The following is a 15,338-nucleotide window of genomic DNA, read 5'->3' on the forward strand; positions in this document are numbered from 1 at the left end:
TCTATCGCACGAAAGCCCATGCCATTGAGATAGAGGTTCAAGCAGTGTGCCTTGACCTCTAAGGAATAACCTTGAGGGGTGTGAGTTTCACGAAATTGACGACCGCAACTGTGGCACAGATAGTTCTGGATACCCTTGCGTCGTCCGTTCTTGACGGTTTGGTTGGATTGACAGTGTGAACATTGCATCATACTTCTATTGTGCAACGCCTGATACTGAATTTTAACAGACAACCTTGAATCGCCGTTTCATCGCAATAAAACAAAAATTTAGAATCTGACACCAACAGATACTCTGAACACATCGTCCCTATTGACAACTTGAGGTCTAGCAATTTATTGTACAGAGCTTTGCTGCTGATCCACTCAAGTTCAGTTGGATCAACGAATTCATTGCTGTAGCTCTAATCGACTTTAATTGGATCTTTGGATCTACAGTAAGGCTGCTGTCTATCTCCCTCAATCCGAGTGGGTCTACAGCGAGGTTTTGTAGATTTGTCTAAATCCTCTTAGTGCGATCGCCCCTTCTCCCTATCAGGTTAGTCCAACAGTAGCCTAACAGTTGATATTGCAGTAGATGGTCTGTTGGTTTTTTCTGTTTCAAAGTAATCACATGCTGATCCTTTAATTTTGCGGTTGATTCCGTCGTGTTGTTTATTCGCACCTTTGTTTTGACGAGTGAGTCCTTTTGTTTGCTGACGCAAACCCTTAGTGCGATCGCTGCAAACATTGTTTTGCTTCAACGAACCTTCAGTGCGATCGCACAATCTTTAATGTGGTCTATGTTCCCTTTTCTGTCATAGAGCAACATCAAAGTTACAGGAATCACAACATTCATGTGACTGGGTTTATCTTCATGGCAAGTACGCTAGGAAGTTTATCTAATGCGATCGCTCCTCATGCGAGTGTATTGCTGACAGCCAATGCACCAACTCATAGTGTTTGAATGTTCGACAATTATTCTAGTTATGGCTGCACATCATCAAAGGTGCGTCATGATGCATCGTACGAGATGGCGATCGCAGTGTTGCAACCCCGATTGTGATAACGGAAGCACACGAGCAATGCCTGCCAGAGAAATTTTCTCTAACAGCAAGCGGTCAATCATGACGCTTCTGTCTGGTTCCCGTCGTTTCCATTGAGGCGATATCAACCAGCAGAAGTAATAACGGTTCAACCGAAGAAGAAACCCCGAAACCAAGACCTGCCAGTCCGTTACTCCAACACTTTTTTCTCACGATCCCAGGCAGATTCCTAGTCCTCGTGCCGTCTTCACCAGTGTGCCGTCGGGATCAACTGTGCCGTATTGGCTGATAGCTTCCAGAATGGGCACGCTAACCACCTGACGATTTTGCCAAGTGACAATGTGATCGAATTTGCCCTCGGCGATCAAATCCACTGCCGCCACGCCAAAGGCAGCAGCAATCAGACGATCGAGTGGCGATGGCACCCCACCCCGCTGTACATGTCCCAGCACCGTTACGCGGGTTTCGGCATTGCTGCCCGCCGAAATGCGATCGGCAAGATATTGCCCAATGCCACCATATCGCTTTTGCCCCAAGCACTCTAGTTTAGTTACCGGCTCACCTGTCTCTGTTTTCACCGACTCTGCCACGACGATCAGGCAAAAGTTTTGTCCCCGCACCTGCCGCTGTTGGATCTTTTCGCAAATTCTTTCGATACTGTAGGGAATCTCTGGGATGAGAATCACATCCGCGCCGCCTGCGATTCCAGCACTCATTGCAATATGTCCAGCATCGCGCCCCATCACCTCCAGAATCATCACACGCGAGTGGCTGGTTGCGGTAAAGTGCAGCCGATCGAGCGCTTCTGTGGCAATATTCACCGCTGTATCAAAGCCGATCGAGCGCTCTGTGATTCCCAGGTCATTGTCAATAGTTTTGGGAATACCAACCAAATTCCAGCCGCCCTGCTGCGCCAATCGCCGCAAAATTGCCATGCTGCCGTCTCCACCAATGCCGATCATGGCATCCAGTCCCAGTTCGTGATAGCCCTCGACAATTTCGGCGGATCGATCGCACACTGTTCCCTCTGACGCGGGAAAAGCAAACGGGTCGCCCTTGTTGGTAGTGCCCAGCACCGTCCCACCCACCATCAGCAGCGAATCCACCTGGGGAATGTCCAGCATCATCACATCTAGCGGGCGCTGCATCAATCCCTGTGTGGCTTTGCAAATACCCACCACCTCCCAGTCGTATGCCGAAATTGCCCGATGCACCACTGCTCGAATGACTGCATTTAATCCAGCACAGTCGCCACCGCTGGTTAAAATACCAATTCGCTTTTGTCCGCCCACATCCCCTCCAGGTTCCTGACGATTACCAGCAGCTAATCGCTCACGTCGTTTTGCTTGAATTTTCACCCACATTATCTGTCGTAGGGGGATGGAACGATCGCAGCGTCCAGATTCTTCAAATTCAGCGACCCAATCACCAATTTCTGTGTCGTTTTATTGCAGCTTCATTTCTATCGGTAACGTAAAGCAAAGCCATCTTCCGAAAATCGAAAGATTTTCAAGCAGCGAGTTCAAAGCAATAGCCGCCGCATCGAAAGTGTACAAAATACTCCTGTCTCCAGTTTTAGCGGCGATCGCCCCTTCTCCCCATCAGGTTAACCCAGCAGTTGATATTGCAGCAGGTAGTCAGTTGTTTTTCCTGTTTCAAAGTAATCACAGGCTGATCCTTCAATTTTGCGGCTGATTTAGTTGTGTTGTCTCTTCACACCTTTGTTGTGTCAAGCTCAACTTCTCCTGTTTGCTGACGCTCCTTTATTGTTGCTAGATGTTCCTTTGTTGTCAGCAGTGAATCCTTTTGTTTTTTGACGCAAACCTTTGTTGCGATCGCTGCAAACGTTGTATTGTCTCGGCAAACCCTTAGTGCGATCGCGCATTCTTTCAAGTTGTCTATGGTTTCCTTCATTGTCATGGAGCAAACCTTTAGTGCGATCGTTGTAATCTTTAGTGCGATCGCGCAATCTTTAATGTTGTCTATGGTTTCCTTCGTTGTCATAGAACAACATCATAGTTGTAGGCATCACAACGGTTGTTACTCAAGCCGCAAGGGTCGTGTAGTTTGGTTTATCTTAATGACAAGGAAGCTGGGGCAGGTTGTCTGCTGCCCTTATCTTAAGTGTCGTCATCATCATGAGCATGAGAACTGAACAATCTATCCAAACTGCTGCTTGCGTCTGGTCGTTGGGACTGTTGTTGTTTCTGGGGGTGCCTGCTAGTGCCCAACGAGTTTTAGCGCCAGAGCCGCCTGTGTCTGCGGAAGCTGTTTCAGTGCAATCCTGTGATGTGCAGGCGGTTTTGCAAGACTTATCTCAGGCAGATGTGGTGTATCTGGGAGAAACGCACGACAGTGCGGCAGACCATGAGGCGCAGTTGCAGATCATTCAAGCGCTGCATGGGCAGAATCCGCGAATGGCGGTCGCTCTGGAAATGTTTCAGCGTCCCTATCAGTCGGTGCTGGATCAGTATTTAGCGGGAGAAATTTCGGCAGAGGAGTTGCGGCAGCAGAGCGAATTTGACCAGCGGTGGGGATTTTCCTGGGCGTACTATGAGCCGATTCTGGAATTTGCGCGGACTCATAATTTGCCTGTGATTGCCTTGAATACGCCCACCGAAATTACTCGTCGGGTGGCAAACAAAGGGTTAGGTGGGTTGTTGGAGAGCGATCGCCAGTGGATTCCGCCTGAGTCAGAGATTCGGACGGACAATGATCAGTATCGGCAAATGCTCCAGGAGGTTTTTGCAGGCGTTCATCATGGGCACGGCAATGGTGGCAGCTTTGACAACTTCTTTTTGGCGCAGGTGCTTTGGGATGAGACGATGGCGGAGGGAGTTGCTGACTTTGTGGCAGAAAATCCAGACCATCAGGTGGTGGTGTTGGCGGGGCGAGGACACATTGTTTACGGCTATGGGATTCCAGATCGGGTGGCGCGTCGGCTTGCAGGGGCGGAGTTTAGCCAGCGATCGCTCCTACTTCACCCACCCGAAGATCTGGTGAATGAGGACTCGGCAGAAGGAGTGGTGATCGCCGACTACTTCTGGTTTTTGGAATAGATTTCTCTAAAAATTCCGTTCTTGGTTTCGCTGCCGATCACCAGTGCGTCCAAGATTTCAAACTGCCACTGATAGAGAGAGCTTTCAGCGTGAGCAGCAATGTTTCTCAACTTGTTGATCTGGTCGATGGCGGATGCAGCAGCGATCGATCCGGCATTGAACCATTCTGCTAAAGGATGTTTCCAGCGGGTAAGGAAGGTTGCGAGCTTTTGGCGATCGCTTTGACTCACTTGTTTACCAAAGGACACCATACAGTACAAGTCATCTTCTTCAGACTCACTACTTCGCTTTAGTGCATCGTCTCGAAAGGAGTACCATTGAGCGGCAATTAGAGGGGGTAACATGCCCAACGTGTATTTTTTACGGTTGCCTAACACCACACCACCAATTTCATCTGAGCCACCGTTAGTTAAGAGAAACTGGTGTAGAGATTTGAAGAAGGGATGAATAATTTCTCGCTCCACGGCGAAGCCTAAGCGCAATCCTGCTTCTGAGTAATCGGCAATTTGAGCGGTGAAGCCTTCTGAGCGAATAATTTCGTGATTCTTATACGCAAAGTAGAGATCTTTTTGGCTGCGCTGATCGAGAGAAGACCAGATCAGTTCTCCTACTTTTGATTTAACCTGACGGCGAATGTGTTCCAGGTCAAGCTGTGTGGAGTGGCTGAGTTCAGTCTGCAAGCGAGCAATGTGAGATTCGTGTGCTTGAATTGCTGCTTCCCTTGCCTGTAAGTCAGTTTGCAATGTTTGAAACTGGTGCTGCTGCTCGCTGGAAAGCTGGCTAAGTTCCTGGTTGAGCAATTCGACCTGCTGATGGAGTGTTTCGATTTGCCGATTCTTTTCAATCAAAAGCTGATCTTTTCCTTGAATTAACTGGCTTTTTTCGGATAGTTCTAATGCGCTTAGAGCGGCTCTAATTAAGTTAAAGTAGTGCGGTAAAGAAACGTCTACTTCTTTTGCCTCTTCGCGTCTTTTGCCTAACAGTCCAATTCTTTGGCGCGGTTGAACGGCTAATACTTGACCTTCGGAGTTCTTGATTCTTAACTCTTTGAAGTCACTAGTGCGAGAAATGATGCAGCTATATTTGCGCTTGCTGTAGTAAAACTCAACCTGATTGGGTAAAGCTGAATCTGCTTCATCTGGTTCTGAGTCTGTCTCACTATCTAAATCGGTAGAATTGCCATTTGCAGGTTGAAAAAAACCTGATGGAACTGCTGGATCAAGCGGCTCAATCGTGTATTGGGCTTCCCTGTGAATGTGAGACTCAATCGTGTAGCGAATCAAAGATTCGGGGTTGTTGGAATGGGGCTGTTGCTTTCGAGAAAAAGCTTCGGTTAGCTTCCTGGAAAGTGCCTGGGCGGGAGAAACTGCTGAGGTCACCCCATTTCCATTTCCCACATTTTCACTTCCCGCCGTTCCATTTCCCACCATTCTATTGGGCAGCACTGGGGGCAAGTCAGAACCCTCAGGCAGCCTGATTCCAACCAGTTCTAGCTCAACGTTTTTTTCGCCATTCCACTCATTTAGGCGCAGTCGGTAAGCGGCATCAAGTCGCTCTGGCAGTGGATAATATTCGCCCCAGCGCCAGGCGATCGCCTTCATCTTCTTTCCCTGAGTTTGTCCGTCCTGAGTAACCGTTAGCTTTAGGTGCGCTTGCTCTCGCCCGATTGTCTGCTGATCGACCACGCGCAAGTTGGGTGTCCAGAAGATCGGGTCAGGGTTTTCAATGCCGCACGGGTGAAGTGCGTCAATTTGCTCATACAGACTCAGGTTTAACTGGCTCAGGTCAGCCTGTACGTCAACAGAGACTAGCGGTTTTAGATGTTCGGGCTGAAGCTGATGGCTGGCATAAAGTTGCAGGCGCGATCGCCACTCGTCCAGGTTCGCTGCCTTCATGGAAAAGCCACCCGCTGCCCGATGTCCACCAAACCTTTCCAGCACATTCCCACAAAACTGAAGCGCCTCAAACACATGAAACTCGGGAATACTGCGGGCTGATCCCCGGATCTTTTCTCGCTCGTCATCCTCATAGGTGCCAATGAAGACGGGCACTCCATAGCGCTCAACTAGCCGTGATGCGACGATGCCGATTACGCCGTGATGCCAGTCAGGTTGCACAACTACCAGTACGCGATCGCGCTGCGGCTCAAACTGGCTTTGCTCACACCAGGCGATCGCCTCCTGCTCAATTTGTTCACATAGCTGTTGACGCAGTTGGTTGACCTGCTCACACGCCATCGCTAGTTCGAGCGATCGCCCCTCATCGTCCGTAGTCAGCAACTCAATCACCATCTGGGGATCAGAAATACGCCCGACCGCATTGATGCGTGGACCTAAGCGAAACCCGATCGCTTCTGGTTTCAGTGCCTTCTCATTACTCAGCCCTGCTACTTGGATTAGCGCCCGGATGCCCGTCAATTTGGATTTGGGCAATAGCTTTAGCCCTCGCTTCACCCAGCGGCGATTCACTCCCGTTAGCGGAGCTAGGTCAGCAATCGTGCCCAGGGTAAAAAGCTCAATCAGTGGCGTGGTCAAGTCCTGCGTTTTTTTCAAGCATTGCGCTAGACAAACTGCCAGAATATAAGCCACACCCACACCTGCAACGCCTCGATAGGGCGACTCTTCGTGGATCAGCTTGGGGTTGAGAATAGCGTTGGCGGGCGGCAGTTGTTCTGGAATGTCGTGGTGGTCGGTGACGATGACGATTAGCCCCAGTTCTCTGGCTCTAGCGATCGGCTCATAGGCAGCGATGCCGTTGTCTACGGTGAGAACCAGCTTCACCCCTTCCTCGTGAAATTCCTCGACGATGCGCTGGTTGATGCCGTAGCCTTCCTGCATTCGGCTGGGAATGGCATAGTCTACGTCTGCACCGAGGAATTTGAGCGATCGCATCAACAGTGCTGTACTGGTCATGCCATCTGCGTCATAGTCGCCACAGATCGCGATTCTTTGTTGGGTGGCGATCGCCCACATCAGCAGTTCCAGGGCGATCGTCAGGTCGGGAAACTCCTCAATCGGTGAAGGCAACAGTTGGGCCTCCGGGTTGAGAAACGTCTGAGCCGCCTCTGCTGTCTTAATTCCCCGGTTGATTAAAACCTGTGCCAGCAGGGGCGAGAGTTGCGTCATCTGAGCTAGCCTTGCCGCCTGCTCTACCTGCTGTGCTGCAATCTGCCATCGCTGCTGAGGAATGGGCCATCGCCGCAGCGCCCGAATCGCCTGTGACTGGGGCTGTCTGGCACGAGCAGATTGGGCGCGAGCCGATGAGGTCAGGTCAGGAAGAGGCAGGTCTGGCACGAGTACGACTTCAGAATCAGAACATGAATACTACTCAAAGGATTAGATAAACATAATCCAGTGGGCGTTGTCCACTCTTGTGTAGCATTCATGAGGTGCTGAGGTCACTGTTGCATATAAAAGGATGCTTGATACGAATTTGCGCCTTTCATATTTGAGAATGATTTTCGTAGGGGCACGGCATTGCCGTGCCCCTACAGTCCATCTACGCTTTTTAGCTCACGCTGGCTGAGAAGAACTCATTGTGAAGCTGGCTGAGATGAGAGAGATAAAGCTCACTCAACTGACTGGCAACTCCATCCCAGCTAAAGCGCGCCTCAACCCGCTGCCGACTGGCTTTGCTTAGCTGCTCCCGCCAGGTTGGGTCAGCCAAAATGCGACCGATCGCCGCTGCAAACGCAGCTTCATCCTGAGGAGGTGCTAGCAATCCCGTTTCCTCTGGTACGACGGTGAACTGTAGCCCACCCACATCACTCGCAACAACGGGCGTGCTGCTTGCCATTGCCTCGATTGCCACCAGACCAAACGGTTCATAGTGACTGGGCACCACGCAGACATCTGCGGCAGCATAGTAGGTGGGGAGTTGAGTATGGTCAAGGCGACCGACAAACTCAGTGCGATCGCCCAACTCTAACTCATTCACAATTCCCTCAATCCGCTCCCGCTCATCTCCATCGCTTTGTCCGGGGCGACTGCCACCTGCAATCATGAGTTTAAAATCAGAGTGCTGCCGGACTTCAGGATAATTGACCGCTCTCACCAGGGTTTCAATGCCTTTGCGCGGATCAAAGCGTCCGACATAAAGCACTACTTTGGTCTCGGGTGAAATGCCTAACTGTTGACGAGCAGTTTGGCGATCGACTGCACCAAAGCGACGAATGTCTGTTCCACAGGGAATGATGTCGATGTTGCCTTTAGTAGAAACAAGCGATCGCATGTGGTCTCGCTCCTGAGGGCTGGTTGCCACCACGCAATCCACCGTTTCTAGACAAGTTTTCTCAATGGATAAACGAGTGCTGGCAATTAAAGGAACTGTCGTGGAAGCCTGATACTTTACCGCTCCTAGAGAGTGGTAAGTGTGAATCTGTTTAATAGGTTGCCGCTTCCTTAATTCCATTCCGACCCAGGAAGAGAGCCAATAGTTTGTGTGAACCAGCGGATAAACGATGCCCTCCTGCTGCTGAAAACTCAAAAACGCTTCTACAAACTCTGGTAAATAATCAAATAACTTATTACGTCCCACAAATTTCTGTGGCCCAGCCGTCAGGCGAATTGTGCGACAGCCAGGGCTATGCTCAACAATTGCTTCCTGGGTTGGCTCAGCTCGACGGGTAAACATGTCTACCTGCCAACCCTGTTTAGCTAATGCTTCTCCAACTTGTTTAACGTAGACATTTTGTCCACCAGCTTCCTCTTTTCCAATCTTCACAGCAGGATCGCCGTGAACAGAAATGAGAGCGATCTGCCCTTTTTTTGTAGAAAACATTGTTTTTATCGGGGTTTAAGACACTACCAACCGTTCCTCATTAAAGAGGGTAGGAGTTTCATGCTGAACCCTCATCGCTCTCAGGAAAGAAATATTTTTATACAAATCTGTAGATTTTCATTCAGTTAAATTCATTTTGAAACCAGCCTGCCGCTCAAAACGGCAGCTCTACAACTGGCTGTACAACTAGTGAAACAACAGTTTAATTAATCAATAATTCTTGCTCTGCTAGGATGCCTCTACACGTAGGAGGGGAACCTATTAGTCTCTTCAAACTTCTTTTTGTAAGAAACAAAATTTTCTGTGAGATAAAGGCTTTTGGTTTTTGATTTTCACGTTATCCTTCTTCAACGAGAAGTTTGCAACATATGAAGAGCTTGGTGAATTGGGTTGAAGTGCAAAGCTCTTTGCCAATCTGGGTTCTACTATTTTTAATACGAATTACTTTTAATTAAGTCCATCTATTTAATTAGCTCTTTAGAAATACTTGAATCTAATAAATTTCTTGAAGAACTTGAAACTTTGAATTATGGCCTGGGGTAGAGGGTTAAACGAAGCGCGTCCGATAAGTTAGTAAGTAACAAGGTAAATAAAGTTGCCTTGAACCAAGCTAGAAGTTTCAGATGTCCAGGCATTCAATTGCAGGCGTTCTTGACTTCACAGGCAAAATAACAAAAAGCGAGGAAATGTTATGAGTTTAGAAGATAGAGCAAAAGCAACTGGCAAAAACATTGAGGGTAAAGCCCAAGAAGCAATGGGAAACATCAGTGGCGACCCCAAAGATCAAGCTGAAGGTAAAGCAAAGCAAACCGAATCCGAAGCTCGCCACTCTGTGGAAGATGTAAAAGACGCTGTTAAGCGCAATATTGACTAAACGCGAATTTAATCAGTTTGAAGCTTAGCCTTTAGGACGTTGGGTAGGTGCTCTGCCTACCCAACCTGATTAAGTTCTAAACCTATCATCTGAGCTTCTTACTCAATTTCATACAACAACATTGAAGTCAGTTTTTAATAGGAGATGTTGATGAGCTTTCTTCAACATGGTCGGAAAGTCTTTACAGCTTTGGTGCTCGCTCTAGTACTTACTTTTACGACAGCCTGCGGAACAGCAACTCAAGCCCGCCAAAGCCCATCTGCTACCCAGCCAAACGTGGCATATTCTCAGCTTGAGCGGGGCAATACGACCTCCGGTCAGAGCTTTGGGGATTGGGTAATCCAAACCAGTCACGGTTTGATCCGGGATGCCTATGTGCGGGATAACGACAAGCTAGGCGCAGTAATTTCGCCCGATGTTCGTCCCAACGAAGTTCGTACTTTAGCGCGATCGCTCGCGCAGGGGTTCCACAATAACTTCCCCAATCGCAATTTGACGGTCTTGATGTATGCCCCCGACAAGCAGTTGATCTTGACTGCAAAGTACGATAACCAATCTCATCAGATTGAGTATCAGTAGTTTAAGGGGTTGATCATTAGGTCAACCCATTTGAGAGGGCAATCCTTCAGGAATTGTTCAAACAGGTTTTGAAAAAGAGGTCATTTGCATGACAAGTAGCAATGAATATAAGCGTCAGATCATGAATGATTTGGCGAAGGGCAATGTAGAGCCCTTAGACAGTGACTCCGAAAAAGTTGCCGATAATTATCAAAGCTTTGACGATTTTGCTCAGCGCTCTTCCCGGGATGAGCGACGGCAACTGTTTAGCCGTTCATTTAATTCGGAACGGGTTCCGTCTAGCCAAATGGAACCTGAACTGCAAAAGGCGATCGCTCAGATCAAGCCAAACGAGCGGGATGATGTGGCACGCGACTTGCTTAAGCACTTTAAAGAGCGTGGTTTGCACGACCGCGATCTAGAGCGTCAGTTAGGACTCTCAACTCACCACGCCAGCAAGATGTCGGCTGATGATGTGAGTCGTCTTATCGCGTTTTCCTACCACAGCCACCCGGATATTTTCCATGAGGTTTTGGCAGACCAACCTGCAATCGTTAAGTTTCTCAGTAACCCCGTTGTTGGGGCTGCGCTGGGGGCGGTTGCTGCAAAATGGATGGGCAAGCACAGATAACGTTTAACCCTCTCAGCTCCATTTCAAGAGATTAAGGTTACAAATAGAAGGGCAAGCCGCGTCGCGGTTTGCCCTTCTATTTGTAACCTTTTCTATAGCTCCTGACTTTCTCCTACTTTTTCATGCAGATCAAGGGGAAGGAGTGATCTACTGTGGATGTAAATATCGATCGCCACTTCACGCTGCACCATGAAAGTCTCCATCCGCAGAATATGTCTGTTTATACTCGGCTTTATCTTAATCGTTGGGATTAGCAGTCAATCTCGACCCGCTTACTCTACAGAAGCGGGCGATCGCATTGCAGAAGTTGAGCAGCTTTGGCGCGGACAGTACGAAACTTATTTCGGCAATCAGCTTGTTGGTACTCCTCTAACAGCCGAGCAAATTTCAGCAACGTTAGGACGACTTAACAGTGAGACGGACAAAAACTTCGCGTTGATCTATGCCTTCCCCCAGTCTGAAGAGTTAGAGCTGTTATTAGTCATTCCTGAAACACCATCCGTGCGGGTAACAGTGCCAGAAGCTGGACAGCAAGAATTGTTAGAAGTGGCAAATGAATTTAAGACAGCAGTCTCTCGACCAACTGGTGCAAGAAGGGACTTAACTTCTGCAAAACAGCTTTATGATTGGCTGATTGCGCCTCTGGAACCGCAGCTTCAAGCCCAAAATATTGATACTCTAATTTTATGTGGTGGGGCAATTTTGCGATCGCTTCCCTTCGCAGCCCTCCATGATGGACAACAGTTCTTAGTAGAAAAATACAATCTTGGACTGGTGCCAGCTTTTAACCTGATCAACCAGCAGCACAGCAACTTTAGGAACGAGAAAGTACTGGCAATGGGTGCCTCTGAGTTTCAGGCAATGCCCACACTTTATGCTGTTCCTTTAGAGCTTTCCACCATCACACAAGATATCTGGCAAAGTGAAGTGTTTTTGAATCAAGAGTTTACGTTGAGCAATCTGGCTGAACAGCTCGAATCGGGAGAATTTGGTATTGTTCACCTGGCAACTCATGCTCAGTTTCGACCCGGAACGCCAGAAAACTCATACATTCAACTTTGGCAAAATGATAAACTCACTTTAGATCAACTGCGCCAGTTAGACTGGAGTGAGTTGCCCGTTGAGCTACTGGTGTTAAGTGCTTGCCAAACTGCGTTGGGCGATCGCCAGGCAGAGTTAGGATTTGCCGGACTGGCGTTTCAGGCAGGGGTGAAGTCTTCCGTTGCAAGCCTGTGGCAGGTGAGCGATCTGGGTACCTTAGCATTAATGCGAGAGTTTTATTGGCAGTTGGCGAACCCAGAAGTCACGACCAAAACAGAAGCCCTACGAAGAACACAAATTGCTATGCTGAGTGGAAATGTGAGGATTGAGGATGGACAAATTTTCACCTCAGCAGGAATACTACCTTTGCCCGAAGACCTGGAGCAGTTTCAAAACCTCGATTTATCTGCTCCCTACTACTGGTCAGCATTTACCCTGATTGGTAGCCCCTGGTAATGTTTATACTCTGCCGAACGTTGAAAATGAACACGCCCAACAGACCGCTGTAGTTGTTGATTATCATCAGGTCAACGCAGCAGGTTCATTACTCCCTAGACTCTCTATTTTCTCCATTTCGGAGTGGAGTGATATTCATCTAGAGCTTTTTCAACAGCCAAAATTTGACACAGCAGAGCATCAACACCCGATGCATGTCATTGCTTGCGGATTGCCCAATTCACCCGAACACCATTCAACCGAAGCGGGAGCAAGATGGCTAGATGGCAAACGTCAGCAAGAACCCCCCCACATAGGTGACATTGCGATTATTCCAGCGGGAACTGCCCATCGCTGTAGTTGGGACACTCCAGCGCAATTCGTTGTTCTGGCGATAGAGCCTACATTGCTTCAACGGGTAGGACAGGACTAGGTTAATCCAGATCAAATTGAATTAGTTCCACGTTTTGCAACTGAATCGGATGCTTTAATTCAAAGTACTATTTATACCTTAAGAGCAGAAGCAGAAATAGGAGGTATAGGTAGCCATTTATTGGTAGATGGTCTCAAAACTACACTAGCAATCCACCTGTTGCGACACTATTGCACCACAAAACCTAACCTTTCTAACGATTCTGGTAGTTTATCCCAAGCAAAGCTGCGGCAGGTGACAGATTACATCAACGAACAGTTACATCAAGACCTGAAGCTGAGTGAGATGGCAGCGATCGCCCAACTCAGTCCTTATCACTTTCTGCGACTGTTTAAGCAAAGCACAACGCTCACACCCCATCAATACACTTTGCAGCTTCGGATGGAGAGAGCCAAATCTTTATTGCAACATAGTGAACTCAGCATCGCCCAAATCGCAGTTCGGGTAGGCTTCGCTGATCAAAGTCACTTCACACGATGCTTTAAACGTTCGCTTGGTGTGACTCCTAAGCAATGGCAGGGGCGATCGCAATAATATCCAAAAACTCCGCAACTTTTTTTTAGAGATCTGCATAGACGGCTTCTTAAGCTATCAACAGCAAAACTCCTATGGAGAAGAAAGATGCAGATCGAACAAATAGAGGTAACGGTTCCCACACCTGATGGACAGATGCCTGCATTTTTGGCTAAGCCTGTTGGGGGCGATCGTCATCCAGCTATTCTCCTGCTGATGGAATCATTTGGACTCACTTCACACATTCATGAGATCGCCATTCGGCTTGCTAACGAAGGCTATGTGGTACTCGCGCCAGATTTGTATTATCGTCAGTTGCTCCACAATAAGTTTGGATATGACGAAGTTGAGCAAGCAATGGCAATGATGTGGAACCTCGATTTTGGTCAGCCAATGGAGGAAGATATCAGGGCAGCATTGAATTATCTTAAATCCTGCTCTCAGGTTTATCCAGAACGGATTGGGGTAACGGGGTTTTGTTTGGGCGGTGGACTCACTTTTTTCACTGCCTGTAAGTTTTCAGGGGTAATTGCTGCTGCTGCTCCTTTTTATGGCATGGTGCTAGACGAGTGGATCGACGCAATACCCAATATCACAGTGCCGATGTACCTGTTTTTTGGAGGAATCGATCTCTTCATTCCACTTGAACGGATTCAACAAATTGAGTCTCGTTTTCAGGAGCTTGACAAAGAATACACATTAAAAATCTATCCTGAAGCAGATCATGGATTCTTCTATCATGAGCGGTCTTCCTATAATCGTGTAGCCGCAGAAGATTCCTGGCAACAACTCACACGTTTTTTGCGACAACATTTACTTCTGGGTTGATAAGGCTATGGTTTTGAGAACTTTAAGAAACTCAAGCACAACGGGAGAAGTTTCTGTCTGTCGTCGTGCAAGCGCCAATTTTAATCTTGGGAAATCACCGATTAGCGGTCGATAGACTATACCTTTTGCAGTGAGATTTTGCATATCTTCCAGCACAAATGTAATTCCTGCTCCAGTCGCTGCTAACCCCAGTCGAGTTTGAGCGAGTTCAGCTTCTTGTACAACATTGGGGACAAATCCAGCTTGCTCACAGGATTTGATAAAGTTGGCATAGAGGACAGGAGCAAGCGATCGCGGGTAAAAAATGAGTGGTTCGTCAGCCAAAGCCTGAAGTGGAATTTGCTTTTGTTTAGCTAGTCGATGAGCGGTAGGCAACGCTGCAACGTAATTTTCCTCGTAGAGCAAATCTACCTGGAGAGCGGGTTCACGAATGGGGAGATAGACAAATCCAATGTCAATTTGGTGAGTGCGGAGAGACTCAACATGTGCTTCGGTTCCACCGCTAACGAGAATCAAATCAACCTGCGGGTATTCTCGACGACCCCTCAAAATACTTGCTCCCAGACAAAACAGAGTTGCTTCTGTTAAGCCAATTCTCACTTTACCGATTTGTCCGTCGGCAACCTGCCGCGTCACTTGGATGCCTTCCTCTACGTCGCGCAAAATCCGACGGGCAGTTTCCAGAAACTTTTGTCCAGCTGCCGTTAATCTAACCCAGTGTTTTGTCCGTTCCAACAGTTGGATTTCTAGGCTGTCTTCCAATGCCTGGATTTGTTTGCTCAGTGCAGGCTGGCTCAGGTGTAGGGATTCGGCCGCCCGTCCAAAGTGTAACTCTTCAGCAACCGCAATGAAATATTTAAGTTGGCGAAACTCCATAAGACTCACGTTGCGAAAACAGTAATAACTATAAGTTATCAAGCTATTGCTACAAAGAAATAGCGATCGCTCCTCCTCTAACTATGATGAAGACCAGTTGCTTGCGCTCTGTAACTGAATTGCAGGCTATGAGAACCGGAATCATTGTGGAGTGTTCTTCAAACACTGATTCTTTAGACCTGTCGGGGAATAAGGGAGAATAGGGAACAGTGACGAGATAAGACGATGCTAGACATCCAACGAGTGCTGAACCACGACCGGTTACTGCGGGCACTAACAGGGTTAAA

Annotated in this window: 14 protein-coding genes and 2 pseudogenes; 9 read left to right on the forward strand and 7 right to left on the reverse strand. The window is 48.1% G+C overall.

Annotation, left to right across the window (positions count from 1 at the left end; translation table 11 throughout):
• Positions 1-188, reverse strand: a pseudogene (locus H6G00_RS35015) (IS1 family transposase); the annotation flags it as partial.
• Positions 189-1,233: 1,045 nt separating this feature from the next.
• Positions 1,234-2,316: an ATP-dependent 6-phosphofructokinase gene (locus tag H6G00_RS22175; RefSeq protein ID WP_190798420.1), complete on the reverse strand. Its 1,083-nt coding sequence runs from the start codon at positions 2,314-2,316 to the stop codon at positions 1,234-1,236.
• A gap of 256 nt (positions 2,317-2,572) precedes the next feature.
• Between H6G00_RS22175 and H6G00_RS22180 the strand changes: the two genes are divergently transcribed.
• Positions 2,573-2,719 (forward strand): hypothetical protein, encoded by a 147-nt coding sequence (locus H6G00_RS22180; RefSeq protein ID WP_190798412.1) that lies wholly within the window; start codon positions 2,573-2,575, stop codon positions 2,717-2,719.
• Positions 2,720-2,737: 18 nt separating this feature from the next.
• Here H6G00_RS22180 and H6G00_RS22185 read toward each other — a convergent pair whose 3' ends face one another.
• On the reverse strand, positions 2,738-3,028 hold the full coding sequence (locus H6G00_RS22185) for a hypothetical protein (protein ID WP_190798413.1): 291 nt from the start codon (positions 3,026-3,028) through the stop codon (positions 2,738-2,740).
• Between the two features lie 140 nt (positions 3,029-3,168).
• On the opposite strand from H6G00_RS22185, the gene H6G00_RS22190 reads away from it, so the two are divergent.
• The gene (locus H6G00_RS22190; RefSeq protein WP_190798414.1) at positions 3,169-4,083 is read left to right on the forward strand and encodes a ChaN family lipoprotein; all 915 of its coding nucleotides are present in this window, start codon (positions 3,169-3,171) and stop codon (positions 4,081-4,083) included.
• Between the two features lie 1,466 nt (positions 4,084-5,549).
• On the opposite strand, the pseudogene recJ reads toward H6G00_RS22190, so the two are convergent.
• Positions 5,550-7,295: pseudogene (gene recJ, locus H6G00_RS36780) on the reverse strand (single-stranded-DNA-specific exonuclease RecJ); the annotation flags it as partial.
• A 295-nt stretch (positions 7,296-7,590) separates the two neighbouring features.
• Positions 7,591-8,862, reverse strand: coding sequence for a glycosyltransferase family 1 protein (locus H6G00_RS22200; protein WP_190798415.1), 1,272 nt, complete (start codon positions 8,860-8,862; stop codon positions 7,591-7,593).
• 691 nt (positions 8,863-9,553) lie between these two features.
• Here H6G00_RS22200 and H6G00_RS22205 point away from each other — a divergent pair.
• The 7 genes from H6G00_RS22205 (at position 9,554) to H6G00_RS22230 (ending at position 14,175) form a co-directional block, all read left to right on the forward strand.
• A complete protein-coding gene (locus tag H6G00_RS22205) occupies positions 9,554-9,736 on the forward strand; it encodes a CsbD family protein (protein WP_190643864.1) in 183 nt (60 codons plus the stop codon).
• Between the two features lie 150 nt (positions 9,737-9,886).
• Positions 9,887-10,315, forward strand: a complete 429-nt coding sequence (locus H6G00_RS22210) for a hypothetical protein (RefSeq protein ID WP_190798416.1) — start codon at positions 9,887-9,889, stop codon at positions 10,313-10,315.
• An 88-nt stretch (positions 10,316-10,403) separates the two neighbouring features.
• Positions 10,404-10,925 carry a hypothetical protein gene (locus tag H6G00_RS22215; protein WP_190643866.1) on the forward strand — a complete coding sequence of 174 codons (522 nt, stop codon included), beginning with the start codon at positions 10,404-10,406 and terminating at the stop codon, positions 10,923-10,925.
• Positions 10,926-11,114: 189 nt separating this feature from the next.
• Complete coding sequence (locus H6G00_RS22220) at positions 11,115-12,422, forward strand: CHAT domain-containing protein (RefSeq protein ID WP_190798417.1); 1,308 nt, start codon at positions 11,115-11,117, stop codon at positions 12,420-12,422.
• Positions 12,406-12,834: a hypothetical protein gene (locus tag H6G00_RS35650; protein ID WP_242042434.1), complete on the forward strand. Its 429-nt coding sequence runs from the start codon at positions 12,406-12,408 to the stop codon at positions 12,832-12,834. The genes H6G00_RS22220 and H6G00_RS35650 overlap by 17 nt, the downstream gene beginning before the upstream one ends.
• Positions 12,835-12,954: 120 nt before the next feature.
• Positions 12,955-13,368 carry an AraC family transcriptional regulator gene (locus H6G00_RS35655; RefSeq protein ID WP_242042435.1) on the forward strand — a complete coding sequence of 138 codons (414 nt, stop codon included), beginning with the start codon at positions 12,955-12,957 and terminating at the stop codon, positions 13,366-13,368.
• Positions 13,369-13,455: 87 nt separating this feature from the next.
• Entirely contained in the window at positions 13,456-14,175 is a 720-nt protein-coding gene (locus H6G00_RS22230; protein ID WP_190798418.1) for a dienelactone hydrolase family protein, read from the forward strand.
• Here the strand turns inward: H6G00_RS22230 and H6G00_RS22235 are convergent.
• Together H6G00_RS22235 and H6G00_RS35020 are read right to left on the reverse strand one after the other, a co-directional pair.
• Positions 14,161-15,051, reverse strand: coding sequence for a LysR family transcriptional regulator (locus H6G00_RS22235; protein ID WP_190798419.1), 891 nt, complete (start codon positions 15,049-15,051; stop codon positions 14,161-14,163). The two genes, H6G00_RS22230 and H6G00_RS22235, sit on opposite strands and share 15 nt — an antisense overlap.
• 49 nt (positions 15,052-15,100) lie before the next feature.
• Positions 15,101-15,338, reverse strand: a 238-nt coding sequence (locus H6G00_RS35020; protein ID WP_206757017.1) for a hypothetical protein, incomplete at its 5' end; no start/stop codon positions are given.

It is taken from the genome of Leptolyngbya sp. FACHB-541 (genome assembly GCF_014695875.1).
Taxonomy (GTDB): Bacteria; Cyanobacteriota; Cyanobacteriia; order Elainellales; family Elainellaceae; genus JAAUTN01.

Bases quoted from the DNA above. Each gene is read 5' to 3' on its own strand.
- H6G00_RS22190 (WP_190798414.1), top strand. From the start codon at position 3,169: ATGAGAACTGAACAATCTATCCAAACTGCTGCTTGCGTCTGGTCGTTG.
- H6G00_RS22200 (WP_190798415.1), bottom strand. From the start codon at position 8,862: ATGTTTTCTACAAAAAAAGGGCAGATCGCTCTCATTTCTGTTCACGGC.
- H6G00_RS22210 (WP_190798416.1), top strand. From the start codon at position 9,887: ATGAGCTTTCTTCAACATGGTCGGAAAGTCTTTACAGCTTTGGTGCTC.
- H6G00_RS22185 (WP_190798413.1), bottom strand. From the start codon at position 3,028: ATGACAACGAAGGAAACCATAGACAACATTAAAGATTGCGCGATCGCA.
- H6G00_RS22230 (WP_190798418.1), top strand. From the start codon at position 13,456: ATGCAGATCGAACAAATAGAGGTAACGGTTCCCACACCTGATGGACAG.
- H6G00_RS22205 (WP_190643864.1), top strand. From the start codon at position 9,554: ATGAGTTTAGAAGATAGAGCAAAAGCAACTGGCAAAAACATTGAGGGT.
- H6G00_RS22215 (WP_190643866.1), top strand. From the start codon at position 10,404: ATGACAAGTAGCAATGAATATAAGCGTCAGATCATGAATGATTTGGCG.
- H6G00_RS22220 (WP_190798417.1), top strand. From the start codon at position 11,115: ATGAAAGTCTCCATCCGCAGAATATGTCTGTTTATACTCGGCTTTATC.
- H6G00_RS22235 (WP_190798419.1), bottom strand. From the start codon at position 15,051: ATGGAGTTTCGCCAACTTAAATATTTCATTGCGGTTGCTGAAGAGTTA.